Here is a 23,681-nt window from a genome sequence, read left to right on the forward strand (position 1 = left end):
ATTCCGGCCTCGAGCACCCCGGCGGGGATCACGGTGGGTGGGTTCGGCCTGCCGCCGATCACGGTGCCCTCGATCTCGATTCCGGCGTCCACCACTCCGGCGGGGATCACGGTGGGTGGGTTCGGCCTGCCGCCGATCACGGTGCCGCCCATCACGATTCCGCCGTTGACGATTCCGGCCGGGATCAACCTGGGTGCTTTCGAGTTGCCCACGTTGAGCATTCCGTCGATCAATATCCCGTCGATCACCATCGCGGCCGGCACCAGCCTGGGCGCCTTCGATCTGCCCAAACTGACCATTCCCGCGATCAATGTCCCCTCGATCACCATCCCCGCCGGCATCACCCTGGGCGCCTTCGACCTGCCCCGGTTGTCCATCCCCCCGATCGCCATCCCGCCGATCACGATTCCCGCCGGCACCACCATCGGCGGATTCAACCTGCCCCCCACCACCATTCCCTCACTCAACATCGCCAGCATCACCACCGGCAGCTTCACCACACCACCTATCAACATCGCGAGCGTCAACATCAGTACGCCGTCGGTCAACATTCCGTTTGTCGCGTACCTGCCTAACAACATCCCCAACCTCCAGACAGGCGCCGCCGGCGTCTTCCCCCAGATCGGCGGGGGCGTCATCAGCAACATCGCCGGCAAGAACACCCCCAGCGCCGGCGGTCCCGGCGCCTACATCCAATTGCCGCCCTTCACAATCAATGGCCTTGGGATCCGAGTCGAGTCGTTCAGCATCAGTGGATTCAGTCTTCCCGCGTTGACGACACCCGCGATCAACATCCCGTCCATCGGCGTCGCCGGCTTTGCGCTACCCCAGATCACCACCCCGTCGATCACGACGCCGCCGATCACGATCGATCCGATTGGGGCGGCAGGGTTTACGTTGCCGCAGATCGTCACGCCCCAATTTACGACGCCGCCGATCACGATCGACCCGATCGGGGCGGCCGCGTTCACGCTGCCGCAGATCACCACCCCGCCGATCACCACACCGCCCATCACGATCGATCCCATCGGGTTGAGCAACCTCATCCTTCCGGCGATCACCACCCCGCCAATCACCACCCCGGCACTGACCATCCCTTCAATCGGACTGGGCGGGTTCCAGCTGCCCCAGATCAGCACCCCGGAACTGATCACCCCGTTGTTCACGATTCCGTCTATCGGTTTGGGTGGGTTTGAACTTCCGCAGATCAGCACCCCGGCGTTGACGACTCCGGTGTTCACCATCCCGTCGATCGGACTGGGTGGGTTTGAACTGCCGCAGATTACGACGCCGGCGTTGACGACGCCGGTGTTCACCATCCCCTCGATCGGGCTGGGGGCGTTTGCCACACCGGCGTTGACCGTGCCCAGCATCCACCTGCCCAGCAGCGTCATTGCCGAGCTGGCGTTCCCCGGCGGGCCGGGCTACTTCAACACCAGCACCGCGCCGTCCTCGGGATTCTTCAACTCCGGCGCCGGCGGCAACTCGGGCTTCGGCAACTACGGCTCAGGCTTGTCGGGGTGGTTGAACTCGAATGTGGCTGAGCTGGCCGGTAATGCCGGTGGGACGGGTGTGGTGAGTTTGGGCAGCGCGGTCTCGGGCTGGGTGCACACCGCGATGTCGCCGGAGTCGTTGAGCGCGGGGCTCAACCGGGCGTTGGCCAATGTGGGGTCCGGCAATGTCGGGGTGGGCAATCTCGGCAGTGCCAATGTGGGCACCGCGAATCTGGGCGACTTCAACCTCGGGGCCGGCAACATCGGTGCCCACAACATCGGGTTGGCCAACACAGGCAGCAACAACATCGGCTTCGGGCTCACCGGTGATCACCGCATCGGACTGGGAGACACCTACCTCACCCTCGGTCCGGCCGGTGGGGTCCAAGGGTTCGCTCTGGGTGGATTGAACTCGGGCAGCGGCAATGTCGGCTTGTTCAACTCCGGCAGCGGCAACTTGGGGCTGTTCAATTCGGGGTCGGGCAACGTCGGGATCGGCAACACCGGGGTGGGCAACGCGGGGCTGTTCAATGCCGGGTCGTGGAATTCGGGTCTGTTCGACGTAGGGCTGGGCAACACCGGAATCTTGAACACCGGCAATTTCAACACCGGCATCGCCAACCCGGGCTCGTCGAACATGGGCAGCTTCAACACCGGCAATTTCAACGCCGGCGCGTTCAACGCCGGAAACCTCAATCAAGGTCTGTTCAACACCAGTGATCTGAACTACGGAGCGTTCCACACCGGGGCGGCCCCGCGCAGTTTGCACATTGCGATCAACTCCCCGGATCTGTTGTTGCCGGCATTGGAGATCCCTGCGATCTCGGTGCCCGGGTTCGGTCTGCCGCCGATCACGGTGCCGTCGTTGACGATTCCGGCCTCGACCACGCCGGCGGGGATCACGGTGGGCGGGTTCGGTCTGCCGCCGATCACGTTGCCGTCGTTGACGATTCCGGCCTCGACCACGCCGGCGGGGATCACGGTGGGCGGGTTCGGCCTGCCGCCGATCACGGTGCCCTCGATCTCGATTCCGGCCTCGACCACGCCGGCGGGGATCACGGTGGGCGGGTTCGGTCTGCCGCCGATCACGCTGCCGCCGGTATCGATACCGGCGTTCACCACTCCCGCGGGTATCGGGGTGGGAGCGTTCAACCTGCCCACGCTCGGCATCCCGTCACTTTCCGTTCCTTCACTAACGATCGGCGCCGGCACCACGATCGGGGCGTTCGACCTGCCGCAGCTCAGCATCCCGTCGCTGACCATTCCGCGAATCACCATCCCCGCCGGAATCACTCTGGGCGCCTTCGACCTGCCCCCGTTGTCGACGCCGCCGATCTTCATCCCTCCGATCACGATCCCCGCCGGCACCACGGTGGGCGGATTCAACCTGCCTGCGCTCACCATCCCGTCGATACCGATCGGGCAAATCGGCGCCGGCTCCTTCACGACACCCAATATCAACCTCGGCACTGTCACAGTCACTTTGCCGCAGTTCAAGATAAATGATCTCGTCATATTCATTCCCAATAACCTCGTCAATTTCCAAACCACCGTCATCGGCCTCTACCCGCAGATCGGTGGGGGCGTCCAACAGAGTTCCGGAACCGGCGGACCCCCCGCCTATGCCCTTGTCGGTCCCGGCACCATCGGTGGCATCGGCGTCAATATCCCGTCCTTCAACATCAACGGGTTCAACCTCCCGGCCCTCACGACGCCGGCCATCAGCATTCCGCCCATCAGCGTCGCGGGTTTCGCCCTCCCGGAGATCACGACGCCCACGATCATGATTCCGGCCCTGACGATCGACCCGATCGGCGTTGCCGGCTTCACCCTTCCGCAGATCAGCATCCCGGAATTCACGACTCCGGCCCTCACGATCGACCCGATCGGCACCGGCGGCTTCACCCTTCCGCAGATCACCACGCCGCCGATCACGACCCCGCCGATCACCGTCGACCCCATCGGATTAGGTGGATTCACGCTTCCTCAGGTCAACATCCCGGCAACCACCTCCGCGCCGTTCACGATCCCCTCGATCGGCGTCGGCGGGTTCACCCTTCCGCAGATCAGCACGCCGCCGCTCACGACGCCGTCGTTCACGATTCCCTCGATCGGCCTCGGCAGCTTCACCCTTCCGCAGATCAGCACGCCGCCGCTCACCACGCCGTCGTTCACGATTCCCTCGATCGGCCTCGGCAGCTTCACGCTCCCGCAGATCAGCACGCCGCCGCTCACCACGCCGTCGTTCACGATTCCGTCAATCGGGTTGGGCGGCATGACAACTCCCGCGTTGACCATTCCGCGCATCCACCTGCCGAGCACCACGATCACGAGTTTCGACATCCCGATCTGGCCGTTCTGATCGGCCCGGCTCAGGTGTGCAGCGGCTGAAACGCATCCGCCGGCTGCCCCAGTGCCAGTGCCGAACTGGTGCCGATCGGCCCGTACTGATCGAACAGCGTTGCGCTCCCGGTAGCGACCCCGCCCGAGCCGTGATGACTCTGGGCGGCCAGACCTACGTACTCACCGTCCGGTAGCCGGCTCGCGGTGACGGTGTAATCGGCGTTGATGTAGCGCAATCCGCCAGTGCCCCAATGAGTCAATGAGCTGGTCACGTCACCGACGAAGGCCAGGCGGGTGAACGGCGTCAACGGATATCCCTGCACCATCGGCCGAAACAGCCTCGTCCAAGCGAACTTCCGGGAGTGCGACTGCTCCCACTCGCCGGCCGCGATACCCGGGCTGCCCTCGGCAGTGGCCCCGTAACCCCAGATGTGGAAGGGCATTTCGGGCGGGAACCCCGCATTGTCGGACGGAAGCGGTGGCATCTGCACCGAGTCTGACCACACCTCGCCCTCGGGATGCTCACCACGCCGCAGGAACAACGCGCTCGCGCGCGCGACCGTGCGTCCGTCCTGCACCAGTGCGCCGTCGACGAGTCTGATGCGCCGGCCCTCCCGCTGCACCGACGTCAGTATCCGCACCGGCTCCAGCAGAGCCGGCCGCAACAGGTCGACGGTGAGGCGGGCGGGCTGAAACTCCGGGTCAAAGCCGGACTGCTCGATCCCCCAACCCAACAGGCCGCCGACAATCTGGCCGCCCATGGCTGCGCCCCATGGTCCCCGGGTCATCGGTCCGGGCAGGTAGCAATCACCGTCGACGGTGAAAAACGCAGCAGGCTCCTGGATCGTCACCGCTACGACGATAGGACAGTGACATCCGGGCGGACGTCCGGGCGCTGGCAGAAGTCCTCACCATGAGTGGACCAAGGCCCCTGTCCCGTGGGACGCCTCCCACGCAAGCTGGATGACTATGACCACCTACACCAAGCCGCGCGTTCGAGACGCGGTCCGACACTTCAACAAGCACGTGCTCAACCCCGCCATGATGACCCTGGCGGGCCGCCGCTACTGGTACGCCTCGGTGATCAAGCACACCGGGCGGAAATCGGGGAACCATTACGCCACCCCGGTCGTCGCCGTCCCGATTCCCGACGGCTTCGTCGTGCCCCTGCCCTACGGTTCGGACGTCGACTGGCTGCGCAACGTGCGTGCCGCCGGATCCGCGACGATCAGATCCAAGGGGCAGACCTACCACGTGGTGCGGCCGCACGTCGTCGACGCGTCCACTGTCGAGCCACTGCTTCCCGCTGACCGGCGCCGGGTGTTTCATGCCTTCAACGTCGACAGCTACGCCAAATTCGCCCTGGCCTGAGGGGGGCTGTTGCCCCTACCGTGGGTAGGTAGCCGACGGTAGGTGAGGAACGCGATGCCGGAAGTAGTGGAGATTTCGCGCAGTAGCAACCCATTCGCGCGCACCGCCGTTCACCCGGACCAACACGGCGTCCCACACTACGACGGCCTGCCCGCCACCTTGCTCGACATGCTCGACGAGCAGGTCACCGCCCGGCCGGACAGCGAAGCCGTGGTCGAGCTGGGCTCAGATCGGCTGACCTACCGTGAACTCTGGGACCGCGCATCGCGCGTCGCCGGCGGTCTACGCGCCGATGGCCTGAAACAGGGCGACCGCGTCGCCCTGCGGTACCCCGCGGGAATCAACTGGGTACTGGCTTTCTGGGGCACGGTGATGGCCGGAGGCATTGCGGTCGCAGTGAACACGCGATCAGCGCAGCCGGAGGTCGACTTCGTGCTGTCCGACGCCGGGGTGCATATCGACCTTGACGCGGGCACTGCGCTGCCGGACGGTCCGCCGTACATCGCCGACCACCTCGGCCCGAAAGACGTTGCCGCGCTGTTCTATACGTCCGGCACCACCGGTCACCCCAAGGGGGTGCCCACCACACATGAAGCCTTTGTGACCAATACGGAGAACGGGATTCGGTGTCTGGACCAGCCGCGCGACATCGGTGAGGAACTGCGCACACTGATCTCGGTGCCGCTGTTTCACGTGACCGGTTGCAACACCCAGCTTTTGCCTGCCCTCCGACTCGGTGGGGCAGCGGTGATCATGCCCACGCTCAACCTCGACGAGTTGGTGGCCACCCTGACCGCCGAGCGCATCTCCGTGATGGTCACCGTCCCGGCGATCTACGCGCTGTTGCTGCGGCACAAGGACTTCGCCGCGGCCGACGTATCCGGTGTCCGCTGGGTCGGCTACGGCGGCGCGCCCATCGCACCGACGCTGGTCCAGTCCGTGAAGAAGGCGTTCCCGCAGGCCGCGGTGTCAAATGGCTACGGCATGACCGAAACCGCATCGCTGATGACCATGCTGCCCGATGCCGAGGCCATCGAACACGCCGACTCGGTCGGCTACGCGGTGCCCTCGGTGGATCTCGGCGTGATCCCGAGCGAGACCGGTCAACTCGTCGGCGAATTGGTGACCCGGGGCGCCAACATCACAGCCGGCTACTGGAACCGGCCCGAGGCCACCTCGAGCACCATCGTGGACGGCTGGCTGCATACCGGCGACGTGGTTCGCGTCGATGACGCCGGCCGGGTGCACATCATCGACCGGCTCAAAGACATCATCAACCGCGGCGGCGAGAACATCTCCAGCGTTGAGGTCGAAGCGGCATTACTGGCTGCTCCCTCTGTCGCGGACGCCTGCGTCCTTGCGGTGCCGGATGACGTCATGGGGGAAAAGGTCGGCGCGGTGCTGTTCGGGGAGCAGGTCGATGTACCCGCGGTGCTTGAACACTGCCGCGAGCAGCTCGCGGATTACAAAGTCCCGCAGTACGTCTCGGTAGTGACGACGCCGTTGCCGCGCAATGCGGGTGGGAAACTGCTCAAAGCCAAGCTCCGCGAACAGGTTCAGTGGGGTTCGGCGTTGCGCTGAACGCCGCCCTGCTTTCCGGCAAGATTCTCGCGCCGCGCGCTTGATTTTCGCGCGCTTACCACAACAAAGTGACACGCTCAATATGGCGGTGTTACGAAGCCGTGAACCCGCTTGGGGCCGCGCCAATCTGCCCGACGGGGGTGCCGATCACCCGGCCCGCCTGAAGAACAGGAGCAACGCACATGTCTTTCCTAACCGCACAGACCGAAGAATTGACCGCCGCAGCGGGCAAGCTGCAAACCATCGGCGCTCAGCAGAGCGCCCAGAACGCCGCCGCCGCTGTTCCAACGACCTCCGGCATGATTCCCGCGGCCGCAGATGAGGTTTCGGCGCTGCAGGCATCCCTGTTCGCGGCGTATGGAGCGCTGTACCAACAGGTCAGCGCGGAGGCGACGGCCATGTACGACGCGTTCGTCAATACCCTCGGACTCAGTGCTCAGAGTTATGCCGCCACCGAGTCGGCCAATTCGGCCGCCGCGGCACTACCCGCTGCGCTGACGGATTCCCCGTTGGCGGACGTGGCCAACATCGTCAACATCGGCGTCGGGAACTGGGCCTCGGCGGCGTCGAATCTGGTGGGGTTGGCCAACGGCGGCCTGTTGCTGCCTCTCGAAGAGGGCGCGGTGGAAGGCGCGGCCGATGCCGCGGGTCTGGAAGGAGCGGCGGCGGTTGGCGCCGGGGAGGCACCCGTTGCGGCAGGGCTCGCCGGATCGCCGATAGCCGCGATGTCGGCGCCGCCGGTCTGGGCCGGCCCGGCAGCCCTGGTGTCCAGTGCTACGCCGCGACCGTCGGGTTGGTCGGCTGCGGCGCCGCCGACCGTGGCGGATACGACGCTGCTGCCCGGCATGCCGGGAATCGCGTCAACGAGCCGCAGCAGCAGTGGATTCGGGGCGCCGCGCTACGGCGTCAAACCCATCGTCATAGCCCGCCCGGCGAGTATCTGAACTCCGGAAAGGATTGATAATGATCGACTTTGGCGCATTACCTCCCGAAATCAACTCCATGCGCATGTACACCGGCGCCGGTCCGGCGCCGATGATGGCGGCCGCCGCGGCGTGGAACGGACTGGCGGTCGAGCTCAGCACAACCGCGGATTCGTTCGAGTCGGTGGTCACTGCGCTCACCACCGAGCAGTGGATGGGTCCCGCTTCGCTGTCCATGGCTGCTGCGGCCCAACCCTTTCTGGCCTGGTTGTCCTATACCGCGGACGCGACGGCGCTGGCGGGCGCGCAAGCTGTCGCGTCGGCGGCGGCGTTCGAGACGGCCCATGCGATGACGGTCCCGCCGGGCGAGGTGGCCGCCAACAGAGCCCTGCTGGCGATGCTGGTGGCGACCAACGTCTTGGGGCAGAACACGCCTGCCATCGCGGCCACCGAGGCGCACTACGGCGAAATGTGGGCTCAGGATGCGCTGGCGATGTACGGGTACGCCACGTCGTCGGCGGCCTCGGGAAAGCTGAATCCGTTGGCCCCGCCGGCCCAGGCCACCAACCCCGCCGGCCCGGCCGCCCAAGCCGCGGCGGTCAGCCAGGCCGTTCAGCAATCCGGACTGAACAACCTGATCGGCGACATCCCCAACGCGGTGCGTGGCCTGGCCTCTCCGGCGGCGGCAGATGCCGCGGCTCTGGACTCGGTCACCCAGAGCATCACCGATCTGCTGGCCGTCCCGTTCGTGCAGAACACCATCAACGGTGCCGTCAACACCGCCGGATGGTTCACCACTGCCGGGATCACTACGGCGGTGTTCCTGCAGCACACCCTGAACACCCTGCCCGCAGCTGGGTCCGCCGCGGGGATCGGTTCAGCAGGCGCCGCCGCGGTAGCGAATGCGGTGACCCCGCTCGGCGCGGTAACCGCTCCGCTGCTGGGCGCCGCGTCCTCGGTCGGTGGGCTCTCGGTACCGGCAAGCTGGTCCACCGCCGCGCCTGCCGTCACCGTCGGCGCGACCGCCGCCGAGGGCAGTGGTTGGACGGTGCCCGGGGAAGCGGGGTCTGTGGCAGGTGTCCCCGGTGCGCCCGGGTTCGCGGTAGGGGGCAGAGGCGGGGGTGGTGTCGCCGGGCCGCGCTACGGGTTCAAACCGGTTGTCATGCCCAGGCACGTAGTCGTCTGATCATTGGAATTCCCTATGAGAACGATGAGTTCACTGTCAGCGGTTATGTTCACCGCGGTTTAAACTTGACCCAACAGGTTGCCGACGAGGTCTGGGAGGTCGTCGGACGCCCAATGGACTTACACCGAAACAGGATTCGCTGTTGGATTTTGGAGCCCTACCGCCCGAGGTCAACTCGGCCTGCATATACGCCGGCGCGGGTCCGGCGCCGATGTTGGCCGCCGCGGCTGCGTGGAGCGGTATTTCCGATGAATTGCGCACCGCTGCCTCTTCTTTCGACTCTGTCGTGCAACGCCTGAGTGGTGAAGCGTGGGTGGGCTACGCGTCGTTGTCGATGGTGGCCGCCGCCCGGCCCTTCGTGGACTGGCTGACCTGCACGGCGGAATCGTCGGCGCGCGCGGCAACGCAGGCCATGTCATCGGTGGCCGCTTACGAGACGGCCTTTGCCATGATGGTTCCCCCTGCCGAGGTGGCGGCCAACCGGGCTGAGCTGGCCGCGCTGACCGCAACGAACACTTTCGGGCAGAACACCCCGGCCATCGCGGTGCTCGAGGCGCGTTACAGCGAAATGTGGGCTCGTGACGCGGCCGCTATGTACGGCTATGCGGCTTCCTCCGCCGCGGCGGCACGACTGGATCCGCTGACGAGCCCGTCTGCGACCACCAGCGCGGCCGGAATCGCAAACATGCAGCAGGCAGGCCTCGTCAGCCTGATCACGCAAGGCCCCGCGGCCGTCCAGAGTCTTGCCGCCCCGGAGGCCGTGGAGGACACCGGCACGACGTTGCTCGACCTTTTCGTCGAATTCGATCAAGCCGAGCTGTGGTGGGCAGATGAGTTCGACCACAACAGGGCCACGTACTACGACTACTCCATCGGTCAGATCGGCACCAACAGTGGCGATGACGACGCCGAGGAGATCGCCGGCCCGGTCGCCAAGCGGGCAGCTATGGTGCATCCCGTACGACCCACTCCGACGGCTGCCGGATTGGGCCGCGCGCACACGGTCGGTCAGCTGTCCGTGCCGGCAAGCTGGTCCGATTCGGCACCGGTGAGGACCGCCAGGACGGTCGTGGATGGCACCTACTGGGCCGTCCCCGAGCACGACGAATCGGGCGGGGCGGTGCCGCTGGCACCGGGGATGGTCGCGACTGCCGGTGGCACCGGCGCACCGGGTCCGCGATACGGCGTCAAGCCGATCGTGATGCCCAGGCAACGCATCGTCTGAACCGGGTCGTACGCTGTGCCCTATGCGGCCACCACCGCGCGATGTCCTCATCGCAAACCGCGGCGAGATTGCCCTCCGCATCATCCGCACCGCAACCGAACTCGGCTCGCGGACCGTCGCGGTCTATGCCGAGGATGACGCCGACAGTCCGCACGTGCACGCGGCCGATGAGGCAATTGCGCTGCGGGGCAACGGCGTAGCCGCCTATCTCGACCAGTCCGCCGTTCTGGACGCCGCGAAGACGTCGGGTGTGACGCTGGTTCACCCGGGTTACGGGTTCCTCAGCGAAAACCCCGAATTTGCGCGCGCCTGCACGTCCGCGGGCTTGGTGTTCGTAGGCCCGGACGCCGAAGTCCTCGAACTGGTCGGCAACAAGTCTTTGGCCCGGGCCGCGGCGGTCGCCGCCGGTGTTCCGGTGCTGGCCGGCACCGAGGGGCCGACCAGCGTCGAGGACGTGCGCGCGTTCTTCGCCGCCCGCGACGGTGCCATCATGCTCAAGGCCCTGGCCGGTGGTGGCGGGCGCGGCATGCGCAGGGTCGATCGCCTCGACCAGATCGACGACGCCTACCGCCGGTCCGCCGCGGAAGCACAACTCGGCTTCGGTGACTCGGCACTGTTCGCCGAAGAGCTGCTGCCCGGCGCGCGGCACATCGAGGTGCAGATCGTCGCCGCATCGGCAGGACGACGAACCCGTGCCCTGGCGCTGGGCGATCGGGATTGCAGCATTCAGCGGCGTTACCAGAAGCTGGTGGAAATCGCCCCGGCCCAGCACCTTTCCGCCGACCTGCGCCGCCGCCTGCACCAGTCGGCGGCCCGGTTGTGTGCCGGGGTGGGTTTGCGCGGACTGGCCACCGTCGAATTCCTGGTCAATGGCGAAGATTTCGTCTTCCTCGAGATCAATCCGCGCATCCAGGTGGAACACACGATCACCGAGGCAGTCACCGGCATCGACCTGGTGGCCGTCCAGCTGGCCATCGCCGAAGGCGCCTCGTTCGGCGAACTGCCGCTGCCCGCCGGAATAGCAGCGGACGGAACCGAAGTCGGTGGTGAGGCGGCCGCAGCGGCAGGCATCGCGATCCAGACCCGGGTCAACATGGAAACTTTCGGGCCGGACGGCTCGGTGCTTCCCAGTGCCGGCACCCTCACCGTGTTCACCCCGCCGACCGGACCCGGCGTACGCGTCGACACCTACGGCCGGCCCGGCCTCGCGCCCAGTCCACGATTCGATTCGCTACTTGCCAAGGTGATCACCCACGTCCACGGCACGACGTTCGGCGCGGCGGTCCGCAAAGCACACACCGCCTTGAGCGAGTTCGGTATCGAGGGGATCGGAACCAACCTTCCCGTTCTGCTAGAGCTGTTGTCCGACAAAGAATTTCAGCAGGGAGCGGTGTCGACGACCTTCCTCGACGACAAGCTTCCGCAGCTGACCGCCGCGGCGGCGACCCACCGGCGTCAGCACCCGGCGCAGGTCGCGGTCGAGCTCTACCCGGGTGAGGAGGTGCTACGCGCGCAACTGGCCGGCACGGTGGTCGAGGTGGTTTCCGACGGCGCCGAGGTCGGCGCCGGCGGGCAGGTGGTGGTGCTGGAGGCGATGAAGATGCAGCACGTCCTGACCGCCCCGGATGCGCTGTGCACGGTTCGCATCCTGGTGACCCCCGGTCAGGTGGTCGGAACCGGGGACCCGCTGGTGGTGTTCACCCGGAGCGGATCCGGATCCGAAAGTGAATCAATTTCGGCCGCAGTCGATCTCGACCGTCCGCGCGAAGATCTCGACGAGGTCCGGCAACGGCACCGGATGACTCTCGACGAGGGGCGTCCGGCCGCGGTCGACAAGCGGCACAAGCTCGGTCGCCGCACGGCGCGGGAGAACATCGCCGACCTCGTCGACGCCGGCAGCTTCGTGGAGTACGGCGCGCTGGCGATCGCCGCCCAGCGCAGCAGGCGCTCCGACGAAGACTTGATCGCCAACACCCCGGCAGACGGCCTGGTCGCCGGCCTGGCCACCATCGGTGCGGATCGCTTCGGGCGGCAGGCCGCATCTGCCGTCGTCGTGTCTTATGACTACACCGTGCTGGCCGGAACACAGGGCATGCGAAACCACGCCAAGACCGACCGGATTTTCGAACTGGCGGGCCGAAAGCGTTTGCCGGTAGTCCTTTTCGCCGAGGGCGGCGGAGGGCGACCCGGGGACACGGACGTGGGGGGCATGGCGGGACTGGATGTGCCCACGTTCCGCATGCTGGCCGGGTTGTCGGGCCGAGTCCCGCTCGTATCGATCGTCTCCGGGCGGTGCTTCGCCGGCAATGCCGCGCTGGCCGGGGTCTGCGACGTGATCATCGCGACGCCGGACGCCAACATCGGAATGGGCGGCCCGGCAATGATCGAGGGCGGTGGCCTCGGCGTCTATCCACCCGAGGCGATCGGGCCGATCGACGTCCAGCGGCGCAACGGCGTCGTGAGCCTGGTGGCCCCCGACGAGGCCCACGCGGTGTCGTTGGCCAAGCGTTATCTCGGCTATTTCCAAGGCGCCGTGACGGACTGGGAAGCACCCGATCCACGTCTGGCCCGGCATGTGGTGCCGCAGAATCGGCTGCGCGCCTACGACGTACACCGGGCGATCGAAAGCGTCGTGGATGTCGATTCGGTGCTGGAACTGCGTCCCGATTACGGAGTCGGCGTCGTGACCGCGCTGGTCCGGGTCGAGGGTGTGGCCTACGGCCTGATCGCCAACAGCAGTCACCACCTCGGCGGTGCGATCGACGCGGAAGCGGCCGACAAGGTCGGCGACTTCCTGACCTTATGCGAGTCCTTTCGGATGCCGGTGATATCGCTGTGCGACACCCCCGGATTCATGGTGGGACCGGAGGCCGAGAAGGATGCGGCGGTGCGGCGTTTCGGCCGGATGTTCATTCTGGGGGCGCAACTGACGGTGCCGTTCGGAATGATCATTCTGCGCAAGGGATACGGCCTGGGCGCGATGGCCATGGCCGGTGGATCGTTCCGCGCACCGCAATTCACCGTCGCGTGGCCCACTGGGGAGATCGGCGGCATGGGCTTGGAAGGCGCTGTGCGCCTTGGCTTCAGCAAGGAACTCGCCGCGGCCCCGGACGAAATCCAGCGACAGGCCTTGTTCGACAAACTTGTCGCGGCTGCCTACCAGCACGGCAAGGCGCTACGCGCCGGCACCACCTTCGAGCTGGACGACGTGATAGATCCCGCCGACTCCCGGGCCTGGATCACCAGGCTCCGAGATCGCTGACGCGGGCAAATGTCAGGCGTGGCCGGAACCGCAACCGACGCCGGGGAGGCAGCCCTCGCCGCCGGGAACGCCGCCCGGTCCCCAGAACTGACCGCCGTTGCCGCAGCCGACGCCGGGGATGCAGCCCTGTCCGCCCGGACCGCCGTTCGGCCCCTGGTCGGTGCCGCCGGAGCCGCAGTTGCCGTTCGGGTCGCAGCCACCGCCGCCCGGGTCGAGGGGGATGAAGTGGGTGATTCCGGTGCTGGTAGTGCTCGGCCCGGCCGCGACAACGTCGGCCGCGGCCATCGGCGCCGCGGCGATCGCTGTAGCGACAGCCCCGGCCACCACCAGTGGTTTGAGGAGGTTGATTTTCGCTAACATTCCAGTCGCATACCACGTGTGCCCATATTCAAACCTGGCACCAGGCGGGTTCATTCTTTTCACGCGAACAGAAGGCGTAACACATGACCTCTTTGGATTTGACCGGCCGCACCGCCATCGTCACCGGCGCTTCGCGGGGCATCGGATTGGCGATTTCCCAGAAGCTTTCCGATGCCGGTGCCAACGTGGTGCTGACCGCCCGTAAGCAGGAAGCAGCCGATGCGGCCGCCGCGCAGGTGGGCGATCGGGCGCTCGGCGTAGGCGCGCACGCCGTCGACGAGGACGCCGCGCGGCGCTGCGTCGATCTCACTCTCGAGCGGTTCGGCCGGGTGGACATTCTGATCAACAACGCCGGCACGAACCCGGCCTACGGTCCACTGATCGACCAGGACCACGCCCGTTTCAACAAGATCTTCGACGTCAATCTCTGGGCGCCGCTGCTGTGGACGTCGCTGGTGGTCAAGTCGGGGATGGGGGAGCATGGTGGCGCCATCGTCAACACCGCCTCGATCGGTGGCATGCACCAGTCCCCGGCCATGGGCCTGTACAACGCCACGAAAGCCGCGCTGATTCACGTCACCAAGCAACTGGCACTGGAACTTTCGCCGCGCATCCGGGTCAACGCGATCGCTCCTGGCGTGGTACGCACCAAGCTGGCCGAAGCCCTGTGGAAGGACCACGAGGACCCGCTGGCCTCATCGATCGCGCTGGGCCGGATCGGTGAGCCCGACGATGTGGCCGCCGCGGTCGCGTTCCTGGTCTCCGACGCGGCCAGCTGGATCACCGGCGAAACGCTGGTGATCGACGGCGGCCTGCTGCTGGGCGCGGCGCAAGGTTTCCAGTCCGGCGGCGGGCGGTGACTACCGAAGCCGAAGTGGACGTGCTGGTCCGGGCCTTGCTGGACCAGCACGACCCGGCCACCACCGCGCCACGGGACTTCCTGGGAGCCCAGTACGACGCGGGCCTCGCGTGGGTGCATCTACCGGTCGGATTCGGGGGCCTGGGGCTGCCGCGGACCGCGCAGGAACGCGTGCACACGCAGCTGGCCGCCGCGGGTGCGCCCATCGGCGGCACCGAGAAGAACTACATCGGCATGGGCATGGCAGCGCCGACGATAGCGGCCTACGGGACCGACGAGCAGAAACGAAAGTTCCTGCGTCCGTTGTTCACTGGCGAACAGATCTACTGCCAGTTGTTCAGCGAACCGGGCGCCGGGTCCGACCTGGCCGCGGCGGCCACCCGCGCCGTGCGCGACGGGGACGACTGGATCGTCAACGGGCAGAAGGTGTGGACGTCGCAGGCCCAGCACGCGCAGATGGCGATCCTGGTCGCACGCACAAACCCCGACGTCCCCAAACACGCCGGCTTGACCTATTTTCTGTGCGACATGACTCAACCGGGCGTCGAAGTACGGCCACTGCGTCAGATCACCGGTGAAGCGGAGTTCAACGAGGTCTTCCTGACCGACGTCCGGATACCCGACGCCAACCGGCTCGGACCCGAAGGCGGCGGCTGGCGGGTTGCCACCACAACGCTCAACAACGAGCGGGTCGCGATCGGTTCGCGCGCCGGCACCCCGCGCGAGAGCGGCCACATCGGGAAGGTCGCCAAGGCCTGGCGAAGTGATGCGGCACTGCGTAATCCCGCCATGCACGACGAATTGATGCGCCTGTGGGTCGACGCGGAGGTCCTTCGCCTCACCGGCGAGCGGCTGCGCCAGCAGGCCGCGAGCGGTCAGCCCGGGCCGGAGGGCGCCGGCATGAAGATCGCGTTTGCCCGTATCGCGCAAGCGATTTCGGGCTTTGAGATCGAGCTGCACGGTGAGGCGGGGCTGAGCTATGACGACTGGACCATGCGCCGGCCGGACGTTGTCGACCTGACCGGCCGCGAGCCCGGGTACCGCTACCTACGGGCCAGGGGCAACTCGATAGAGGGCGGTACCTCGGAGATTCTGCGTAACACCGTCTCCGAGCGGGTGCTGGGCCTGCCCGGTGAGCACCGGGTGGACAAGGCCGTCGCATGGAAGGACCTGCCCCGATGAGCGACCTGCTGTACTCCGACACCGAGGACGCGCTGCGCGACAGTGTTCGGCAGTTGTTCGCCGACCGGTGCCCCCCGGAGGCGGTGACGAGATGTTATGACGCACCGCCACAAGACTTTTCCGGTGTCTGGCGCACGCTCGCCGCAGAACTGGGCGTCGCGGGCCTGTTGGTCCCGGAGTCGCTCGGCGGAGCCGGGGCAGGTGCCCGCGAGGCTGCGGTGGTGATGGAGGAGATCGGCCGAGCCGTTGCGCCCGTGCCGTTTTTGTCCAGCGCTGTGCTCGCCACCGTCGCCCTGCTGCGAGCGGGTGACACCGAAGCCGTGGCGGAGTTGGCCTCCGGGCAGATCACGGCGGCGCTGGTGGTGCCGCTGTCGACAGCGCCCTGGGATGAGGTTGTCGGGTTGGACGTCGGCGCCGACGGCCTGAGCGGACAGGTCACCAGCGTGGCGGGCGCCGCGGAAGCCGACGTGCTGGTGGTACCGGTCGCCGGCGCCACCGGGCTCGAGCTCCATACCGTTTCGCGTGCGGACAACGGTGTCGAGGTCTCGCCCAAGCTTGCTCTGGACATGACGAGACCGCTTGCGGACGTGCACTTTTCGGGTGCCGTTTCGACTGCGGTCGGTGCGGGCGCGGAGGCGGTGGCGGCTGCGCTGCACACCGGCGCGGCGTTACTGGCCTCTGAACAACTCGGGCTGGCGCAGTGGTGTTTCGACACCACCCTGGCCTACGCCAAGGAGCGCAAGCAGTTCGGCCGCGCAATCGGTTCCTACCAGGCGATCAAGCATCGGTTGTCCGACCTGTGGTTCGAGGTCAGCTCGGCCACGTCAGCGGCCCGCTATGCGGCCGACGCAAGCGCCCGCGGTGATGACGACGCGGCGATCGCGGCGTCCCTGGCGCAGGCCTACTGCAGTGGCGTGGCGGTGCATGCCGCGGAGGAGTGTGTTCAGCTGCACGGTGGCATCGGGATGACCTGGGAGTATCCCGCGCACCTGTTTCTCAAGCGGGCCAAGAGCGACCAGCTGGCGTTCGGCACCGCGTATCGGCACCGGTCCCGCCTCGGGGAACTCGTCGACCTGCCGGTCACCTAGTGGCGCGAGCAGACGCGAACTCGCACCAAATCGTCAATTTTTGTGCGAGTTCGCGTCTGCTCGCGGGGGCCTAGGCGAGGGCTTCGGCGAAGGTTTCCGTCATTGCCGCCCAGTGCCGCTCGTCGGCGGCGGGGTCGTAGGGCGGGTTGTCCGGGACCGCGAAACCGTGGCCGGCCCGATACCACTCGATGGTGTGCCGCACACCCGCTGCCGTGAGCGCCTTTTCGAGTTGCTCGGCGTGATCGGCTGTGAACGACGGATCCTTTTCGGCCCCGCCGACGTACACGAGGGCGTCCATCTTGTCGGCCAACAGATGCGGGCTGTCCGTGTTGTCGCTCACCAGGCCGCCACCGTGAAACGATGCCGCTGCGGCGACGCGTTCCGGAACGCGGCCGGCCAGCAGCACCGAAATCCGTCCGCCCATGCAGTAGCCGCACACTCCGAAGCGCTCACCGCGGACCTCGGGGCGTCCGGCCAGATAGTCGAACAAGGCGGTCGCGTCCCGGGTGATCCGGTCCGGAGTCACGGTGCCGAGCATGAACATGATGCGGGCGCGTTCCTGCGGGTTGCTAAACGCCGTGGTCATGTCGAACGGCGCCCAGTCGCCCTCGCGGTAGTACACGTCGGGCAGCAGCACGGCGTAGCCGAATCCCGCCAGCTTGGCCGCCATCTGGTCGAAGGTGTCGCGGACCCCGCCGGCGTCGGGGAACATAACCACGCCAGGCCAGGGTCCGGTGCCATCGGGGGTGAACAGGCTGACGGGGCAGCTGCCGTCGGCTGTAGTGACACTGTCTGTGATCTTCGGCATGATTTCCGTTCTACTCCGCGGCGTACGGGGTGAGTCCGTCGGCACCGCCGCGGCGACCCGCCGCGCCCGGCTTCGCCGTGCGTGCGATCGCCGCGGTGTTGATGGCGGCGACCCGCCGCGCCCGGCTTCGCCGTGCGTGCGATCGCCGCTAAGCTAGCCCCGTGCCGATCGCGACGCCGTACGAAGACCTACTGCGTCAGGTGCTCGAAACGGGCACGGCCAAATCCGACCGCACCGGCACCGGCACCCGAAGCCTGTTCGGCCGCCAGATCCGCTACGACCTGTCGGCCGGGTTTCCGCTGCTGACCACCAAGAAGGTGCATCTGAAGTCGGTCGTTTACGAATTGCTGTGGTTTTTGCGCGGCGACTCCAACGTCAGCTGGCTACAGGAGCACGGCGTCACCATCTGGGACGAATGGGCAAGCGAGACAGGGGATCTCGGACCTGTCTACGGCGTACAGTGGCGGTCGTGGCCCACCCCGACCGGTGAGCACATCGACCAGATCAGCGCCGCACTGCATTTGCTGCGCACCGACCCGGACTCCCGGCGCATCATCGTCTCGGCCTGGAACGTCGGTGAAATACCGCAGATGGCGCTGCCGCCGTGTCACGCGTTCTTCCAGTTCTACGTCGCCGACGGCCGCCTGAGCTGCCAGTTGTACCAGCGCAGCGCCGACCTTTTCCTCGGGGTTCCGTTCAACATCGCCAGCTACGCACTGCTCACGCACATGATGGCCGCCCAGTCCGGCCTGGACGTCGGCGAGTTCGTCTGGACCGGCGGTGACTGCCACATCTACGACAACCACGTCGAACAGGTCGCGCTGCAACTTACCCGCGATCCCCGTCCCTACCCGGAACTGGTTCTCGCGCAAAGGGATTCAATCTTCGACTACCGGTACGAGGACGTCGTCGTCCAGCACTACGACCCGCATCCGGCGATCAAGGCGCCCGTAGCTGTATGACAGGCAGAAACGACCTGGGCCTGGTGTGGGCTCAGTCGACGTCCGGCGTCATCGGGCGCGGCGGCGACATACCCTGGCGGGTGCCGGAGGATCTGGCCCATTTCAAGAAGATCACCATGGGGCACACGGTGGTGATGGGCCGCCGCACCTGGGAATCGTTGCCCGCGCAATTCAGGCCGCTGCCCGGCCGGCGAAACATCGTGCTGAGCCAGAGCGGCTTCACGGCCGACGGCGCTGAGGTGCTCGACACACTCGAGAAAGCAATCCACGACCCGGAAACCTGGGTGATCGGTGGCGCCCAGATCTACGCGCTGGCGTTACCGCAGGCCAGCAGGTGCGAAGTCACCGAAGTCGATATCGACCTGCCGCGCGACGACGAGGATGCGCTGGCGCCGGTGCTCGACGAGACGTGGCATGGTGAAACAGGGGAGTGGCAAGTCAGCCGCGCGGGGTTGCGTTACCGGTTTCACAGCTACTTCCGCTCGTGAGCGCCCACCAATTGGCCTGACATACCCGGCTTGGGGGCGGTCTCATCGGGTATCAAGCATGTCCAGAAGGGGGAATTTGACAGTGGTAACCGAACCGGTGAAGACGTTTTCTCGGAAGTTCTTCGGCTACGACCCGGCCACGGTAGACGCGCACATTGAAGTGCTGGGCACCAAGCAGCGGCTGCTTCGCGACGATGTGGAGAGCCTGCGGGCCCGGCTGCGGGACTCCGGTGACGAGGTGGCCTCGCTGCGCAAGGAAGTGGCCCAGCTCACCGAGACCTCACCCTCACCGCACGCGATGCAACAGCGGATGGCCAAGATGCTGCAACGCGCGGTCGAGGAGGTGTCCCAGATGCAGGCCGAGGCGCGCGCTGAGGCGCAGGAGCTGATCACGTCGGCCGGAGCCGATATTGAAGCCGAGCAGCAGAAGTCGAAAGAGCAGCTGGCGGAGATGACCGAGCGGTTGAAAGCCCTGCAGGACGAGTACGACGAAACCAGGGCAAAGCAGGAGTCCGAGCTCTCGAACATGCGCGCGGCCACCCAGTCGGGAATCGACGAGGCCTGGCGGGAAGCGCAGCAGGAGCGTGACCAGCTTCTCGCCGACGCAAGGCAGGAGGCAGACCACTACCGCGAGCAGGCCCGCCGTGCGGTGGACGAGGCGACTCAGCAACGAATCAATGTGCTGGAGCAGCTGATGAGCGTCTACCGCGACCTCGAACCGGTGCCGGCAGCGCTCGAGTCGGCACACGCAGAACTCAACCAGACGGCCACCAACGGGACGGCGGACCGCAAAGTCAGGACCGCATAACCCGCGCCGGTCCCGCCCCTGACCTGCGCGGCCCGGTATTCTCGGCGCCGTGTCGGTCGTCCGGAAAGCGAGGCTGACCGCCGCACAGGCCCGGCGGATCGCCGTTGCGGCGCAAGGATTTAACGATCCCCGTCCCGGAGCCGGCGTCACCCGTGCGCACTTGCGGCGGCTGATATCGCGCATCCAGGTGCTGCAGCTGGATTCCGTGTCGGTGGCCGTGCGCGCGCATTACGCCCCGATGTTCAGCCGGCTGGGCCCTTACGACCGCGACATCGTCGACCGCGCCGCCTGGGGTCCGGCGAACGCACGTCTGCTGGCGGAGTACTGGGTGCACGAAGCCGCGCTCATGGCCGTCGATGACTGGCCACTGCTGCGTTGGCGGATGCGCCAGTACCGGCACGGCCGCTGGGGCACCCACATCGTCAAGGCCAATCCCCGGTTGGCCGACGACATCGTCGCCGCTGTCGCCGAACTGGGACCCAGTACCGCCGGCCAGATCGAGGCACATCTGGAAGCCGCGCCCCGTCAGACCAAAGGCGCTTGGTGGAACCGCAGTGACACGAAATGGGTGTGCGAGGCGCTGTTCGCCGCCGGGGTGCTCACCACGGCAACGCGGGTGGGCTTCGCGAGACACTACGACCTGACCGAGCGGGTGCTTCCCGCCGAGGTGCTGAGCCGGCAGGTCGATGACGACGAAGCCATTCGGGAACTCACCCTGCGCGCCGCCACCGCGCTGGGGCTGGCCACCGAGCCCGACATCCGCGACTATTTCCGGCTTTCCGCGCAACAGGTCAAACCGGCTGTCGCGGAGTTGGTTTCAGCCGGCGAGATCGAACGGGTCGAGGTCGACGGCTGGTCGGCGCCCGCCTACCTGCGGGCCGGGCAGACCGTGCCCCGCCGCGATCGCGGCACGGCGTTGCTCTGTCCGTTCGACCCGCTGATCTTCTTCCGTCCTCGGGTGGAGCGGATCTTCAACTTCCACTACCGCATCGAGATCTACACGCCCGCGGCCAAGAGGCAGTACGGCTACTACGTGTGGCCATTTCTGCTCAACGGTGAACTGGTGGCGCGGGTGGACCTCAAGGCCGACCGGGGCACCGACACGCTGCAGGTGCTGGGCGCCTTCGGTGAGCCCGACGCGGCGCGCGCCAGCGACCCCGCGGCCCTGGCCGGTGAGTTACGTTCGATGGCAACGTGGTTGGGCCTCAGCGGGGTCAGCGTGTCGAGCCGGGGCGACCTGGCCTCCGCGTTGCGCGCGGCCGTCAGGCAGGCCGGTTGATGGACCAGGACCTCAAGGACACCCTGTGGAAGGCCGCCAACAAGTTACGCGGCTCCCTGCCGGCCGGCCAGTACAAGGACGTGGTCCTCGGGCTGGTGTTTCTACGGTTCCTTTCCGCGGACCACTGGAAATCGTTGGCGGCCAATGTGGATTCGCCTCACATCGGCCAACTCGTCGATCAGGTGATGGACGCGGTCATGACCTACGGCCCGGCGCTTGCCGACACGCTCCCACGCCACTATCACCGCGTCGACCAGCGGCGCCTCGGCGAACTCATCGACCTCCTCGATAAAGCCAAATGCAGCAACGGGTCTCGGGCCCGTGACTTGATGGGCGAGGTGTATGAGTATTTCCTCGGCGGGTTCGCGCGCGCCGAAGGACGGCGAGGTGGAGAATTCTTTACTCCGCCCAGCCTGGTCCGGGTCATCGTCGAGGTGCTGCAACCCGAGCGCGGGCGAGTTTATGACCCCTGCTGTGGCTCGGGTGGAATGTTCGTGCAGACAGAGCAATTCATTGCCGACCACGACGGTGAACTTGCCGACATCACGATCTACGGACAGGAGAGCGTAGAGGAGACCTGGCGGCTGGCCAGGATGAACCTGGCTGTGCACGGCATCGACGGCACCGGCCTGGCGCGGGGTGACACGTTCGTCTGTGATCAGCACCCCGGCGTGCAGATGGACTACGTGATGGCCAATCCGCCTTTCAACATCAAGGATTGGGCCCGCGACGAGCGCGATCCACGCTGGTGTTTCGGTGTTCCGCCGGCTGCGAACGCGAATTTCGCCTGGATTCAGCACATCCTGTTCAAGTTGGCACCAACGGGCCGGGCCGCGGTGGTGATGACGAATGGCTCGATGTCGTCGAATTCCGCCGGGGAAGGCGAGATACGCGCCCGGATAGTCGACGCGGACCTGGTGTCTTGCATGGTGGCACTACCCGCCCAGCTGTTCCGCAACACCGGAATACCGGTGTGCCTGTGGTTCTTCGACAAGGCGAAGGGCCAGCGCGCCGGCCAAGTGTTGTTCATCGATGCGCGCGAGCTCGGATACCTGGTCGACCGCGCCGACCGTGCGCTGACGGATGACGATGTCTCCCGGATAGCGCGGACGTACCGTAGCTGGATCGCTAAAGATGCTGACTATCAGGATGTTTCAGGTTTCTGCGCGTCGGTCACGCTGGACCAGATCAGGTCTGCCGGATACGCACTCACTCCCGGACGTTTCGTCGGCGCCGCCCATGAGCCCAGCGGTGATGAGCCGGTCGAGGACAAGATCGCGCGCCTGACCGCAGATCTGCTGTCGGCACTCGACGAATCCGATCGGCGGGACATTGTGCTCCGCGACCAATTGGGACGCGTGCGACCGACATGAGAATCGGAGACCACCTCGACTTCCGGAGCGGACGCAGCGCGCCGCAACGGCTGGCGCAGGGCCGGTTTGCCGTATACGGCTCCAATGGACCGATCGGTTACGCGGCCGAGCGCAACGCCACCGGCCCGGTGATCGTGATCGGCCGCGTCGGAACGTACTGCGGCACCGTCCGCTATTGCGACACCGACGTCTGGGTCACCGACAATGCTTTGGCCTGCCGGGCCAAGGACGTCGAGGAGACGCGATACTGGTACTACGCGTTGCGCGCCTGCGGTCTCAACGATCACCGGTCCGGGACTGGGCAGCCGCTGCTCAATCAGCGGATACTGCATGACATCTCGGTCCCAGACGTCTCCGCGCGCGACCGGCGGCAGATCGGGGCGCTGCTCGGGGCGGTCGACGACAAGATCGTCGCCAACCAGCGCGTGATACGGGCCGCCGAGGACCTCATGGTCGGTATGACGCAATCGGCCGGTGCCCGAGTGCCTCTGGCGACTTTGGCGACTCGCTCGTCCGCCTTCCTGGACCCACGGCACTTTCCCGACCGGGTGGCGCACTTCAGTCTGCCCGCATTCGACAACGGTGCGAGTCCGAAGGTGGTGCGGGGAGGTTCGGTGAAGAGCGGAAAATTTCTGCTGCCGGGTCCCTGCGTCCTGGTCGCCAAACTCAATCCGCGCATTCCCCGGATATGGAACGTGGTGGATCTGCCTGCGCAGCCGGCGTTGGCCAGTAGCGAGTTCGTGGTCCTCACACCGGCCGGCATCGATACGTCGATGCTCTGGGCGGCGCTGCGCCAGCCCGAGGTGTCGACGGCACTGCAGCGACGCGTGGTCGGGACGTCGGGCAGCCACCAGCGAGTCCATTACCGCGACCTGCTCGAGGTGCGGGTTCGCGACGTCCGGCAACTGGCTCCCCACCAGGCTCAGACCATCACGAAGCTGGGGGCGCTGTGCCAGACCCGCCGCGCCGAGATCACGCGGTTGTCGAGCTATCGCGATGAACTGTTGCCGCTGTTGATCTCCGGAGAGGTACACATCGCGGACACCGCGCCGGCCAGACCCTGAGTGCCCGGGCCGGCCCTGATTGCCCG

Annotated in this window: 18 protein-coding genes and 3 pseudogenes; 17 read left to right on the forward strand and 4 right to left on the reverse strand. The window is 66.7% G+C overall.

The window, feature by feature from the left end; all coding sequences use genetic code 11:
* Positions 1 to 188, reverse strand: a pseudogene (locus tag AO501_RS39665) (hypothetical protein); the annotation flags it as partial.
* Positions 189 to 1,341: 1,153 nt separating this feature from the next.
* Here AO501_RS39665 and AO501_RS40820 point away from each other — a divergent pair.
* Positions 1,342 to 1,563, forward strand: a pseudogene (locus tag AO501_RS40820) (hypothetical protein); the annotation flags it as partial.
* 81 nt (positions 1,564 to 1,644) lie between these two features.
* Positions 1,645 to 3,855, forward strand: a pseudogene (locus tag AO501_RS40825) (hypothetical protein); the annotation flags it as partial.
* 10 nt (positions 3,856 to 3,865) lie between these two features.
* On the opposite strand, the gene AO501_RS26030 reads toward AO501_RS40825, so the two are convergent.
* Positions 3,866 to 4,687, reverse strand: coding sequence for a thioesterase family protein (locus AO501_RS26030; protein WP_055580469.1), 822 nt, complete (start codon positions 4,685 to 4,687; stop codon positions 3,866 to 3,868).
* Positions 4,688 to 4,805: 118 nt separating this feature from the next.
* Between AO501_RS26030 and AO501_RS26035 the strand changes: the two genes are divergently transcribed.
* The 6 genes from AO501_RS26035 to AO501_RS26060 all read left to right on the forward strand — a co-directional run bounded on the left by AO501_RS26035 (position 4,806) and on the right by AO501_RS26060 (position 13,384).
* Positions 4,806 to 5,207: a nitroreductase family deazaflavin-dependent oxidoreductase gene (locus AO501_RS26035; protein WP_055580470.1), complete on the forward strand. Its 402-nt coding sequence runs from the start codon at positions 4,806 to 4,808 to the stop codon at positions 5,205 to 5,207.
* A 54-nt stretch (positions 5,208 to 5,261) separates the two neighbouring features.
* Entirely contained in the window at positions 5,262 to 6,788 is a 1,527-nt protein-coding gene (locus AO501_RS26040; RefSeq protein WP_055580471.1) for a class I adenylate-forming enzyme family protein, read from the forward strand.
* Positions 6,789 to 6,970: 182 nt separating this feature from the next.
* A complete protein-coding gene (locus tag AO501_RS26045) occupies positions 6,971 to 7,732 on the forward strand; it encodes a PPE family protein, SVP subgroup (protein WP_055580472.1) in 762 nt (253 codons plus the stop codon).
* A 22-nt stretch (positions 7,733 to 7,754) separates the two neighbouring features.
* The gene (locus tag AO501_RS26050) at positions 7,755 to 8,897 is read left to right on the forward strand and encodes a PPE family protein (RefSeq protein WP_055580493.1); all 1,143 of its coding nucleotides are present in this window, start codon (positions 7,755 to 7,757) and stop codon (positions 8,895 to 8,897) included.
* Positions 8,898 to 9,039: 142 nt separating this feature from the next.
* Positions 9,040 to 10,122, forward strand: coding sequence for a PPE family protein (locus tag AO501_RS26055; RefSeq protein WP_063892924.1), 1,083 nt, complete (start codon positions 9,040 to 9,042; stop codon positions 10,120 to 10,122).
* A 22-nt stretch (positions 10,123 to 10,144) separates the two neighbouring features.
* Positions 10,145 to 13,384, forward strand: a complete 3,240-nt coding sequence (locus tag AO501_RS26060) for an acetyl-CoA carboxylase family protein (protein ID WP_055580473.1) — start codon at positions 10,145 to 10,147, stop codon at positions 13,382 to 13,384.
* 12 nt (positions 13,385 to 13,396) lie between these two features.
* Here the strand turns inward: AO501_RS26060 and AO501_RS26065 are convergent, their stop codons facing one another.
* Positions 13,397 to 13,744 carry a hypothetical protein gene (locus AO501_RS26065; RefSeq protein WP_055580474.1) on the reverse strand — a complete coding sequence of 116 codons (348 nt, stop codon included), beginning with the start codon at positions 13,742 to 13,744 and terminating at the stop codon, positions 13,397 to 13,399.
* Positions 13,745 to 13,827: 83 nt separating this feature from the next.
* Between AO501_RS26065 and AO501_RS26070 the strand changes: the two genes are divergently transcribed.
* Genes AO501_RS26070 through AO501_RS26080 form a run of 3 tightly spaced genes read left to right on the forward strand, consistent with a single transcriptional unit; the run spans position 13,828 to position 16,873 of the window.
* On the forward strand, positions 13,828 to 14,604 hold the full coding sequence (locus AO501_RS26070) for an SDR family oxidoreductase (RefSeq protein ID WP_055580475.1): 777 nt from the start codon (positions 13,828 to 13,830) through the stop codon (positions 14,602 to 14,604).
* On the forward strand, positions 14,601 to 15,785 hold the full coding sequence (locus AO501_RS26075; RefSeq protein WP_055580476.1) for an acyl-CoA dehydrogenase family protein: 1,185 nt from the start codon (positions 14,601 to 14,603) through the stop codon (positions 15,783 to 15,785). Before AO501_RS26070 ends, AO501_RS26075 begins: the two co-directional genes overlap by 4 nt.
* A complete protein-coding gene (locus tag AO501_RS26080; RefSeq protein ID WP_055580477.1) occupies positions 15,782 to 16,873 on the forward strand; it encodes an acyl-CoA dehydrogenase family protein in 1,092 nt (363 codons plus the stop codon). The genes AO501_RS26075 and AO501_RS26080 overlap by 4 nt, the downstream gene beginning before the upstream one ends.
* 70 nt (positions 16,874 to 16,943) lie before the next feature.
* Here the strand turns inward: AO501_RS26080 and AO501_RS26085 are convergent, their stop codons facing one another.
* A complete protein-coding gene (locus AO501_RS26085) occupies positions 16,944 to 17,681 on the reverse strand; it encodes a dienelactone hydrolase family protein (RefSeq protein ID WP_055580478.1) in 738 nt (245 codons plus the stop codon).
* A gap of 161 nt (positions 17,682 to 17,842) precedes the next feature.
* Between AO501_RS26085 and AO501_RS26090 the strand changes: the two genes are divergently transcribed.
* From AO501_RS26090 to AO501_RS26115, 6 genes are all read left to right on the forward strand, one after another.
* Positions 17,843 to 18,643, forward strand: coding sequence for a thymidylate synthase (locus tag AO501_RS26090; RefSeq protein WP_055580479.1), 801 nt, complete (start codon positions 17,843 to 17,845; stop codon positions 18,641 to 18,643).
* Positions 18,640 to 19,131 (forward strand): dihydrofolate reductase, encoded by a 492-nt coding sequence (locus tag AO501_RS26095; protein WP_055580480.1) that lies wholly within the window; start codon positions 18,640 to 18,642, stop codon positions 19,129 to 19,131. The genes AO501_RS26090 and AO501_RS26095 overlap by 4 nt, the downstream gene beginning before the upstream one ends.
* Positions 19,132 to 19,213: 82 nt before the next feature.
* Positions 19,214 to 19,939 (forward strand): DivIVA domain-containing protein, encoded by a 726-nt coding sequence (locus AO501_RS26100; RefSeq protein ID WP_055580481.1) that lies wholly within the window; start codon positions 19,214 to 19,216, stop codon positions 19,937 to 19,939.
* A gap of 49 nt (positions 19,940 to 19,988) precedes the next feature.
* Complete coding sequence (locus tag AO501_RS26105) at positions 19,989 to 21,218, forward strand: winged helix-turn-helix domain-containing protein (RefSeq protein WP_055580482.1); 1,230 nt, start codon at positions 19,989 to 19,991, stop codon at positions 21,216 to 21,218.
* A complete protein-coding gene (locus AO501_RS26110; RefSeq protein WP_055580483.1) occupies positions 21,218 to 22,591 on the forward strand; it encodes a type I restriction-modification system subunit M in 1,374 nt (457 codons plus the stop codon). Before AO501_RS26105 ends, AO501_RS26110 begins: the two co-directional genes overlap by 1 nt.
* Entirely contained in the window at positions 22,588 to 23,655 is a 1,068-nt protein-coding gene (locus AO501_RS26115; RefSeq protein WP_055580484.1) for a restriction endonuclease subunit S, read from the forward strand. Before AO501_RS26110 ends, AO501_RS26115 begins: the two co-directional genes overlap by 4 nt.
* The last annotated feature ends 26 nt before the right edge of the window (positions 23,656 to 23,681 follow it).

The sequence above is a fragment of the Mycobacterium gordonae genome (genome assembly GCF_001417955.2).
Taxonomy (GTDB): Bacteria; Actinomycetota; Actinomycetes; order Mycobacteriales; family Mycobacteriaceae; genus Mycobacterium; species Mycobacterium gordonae_B.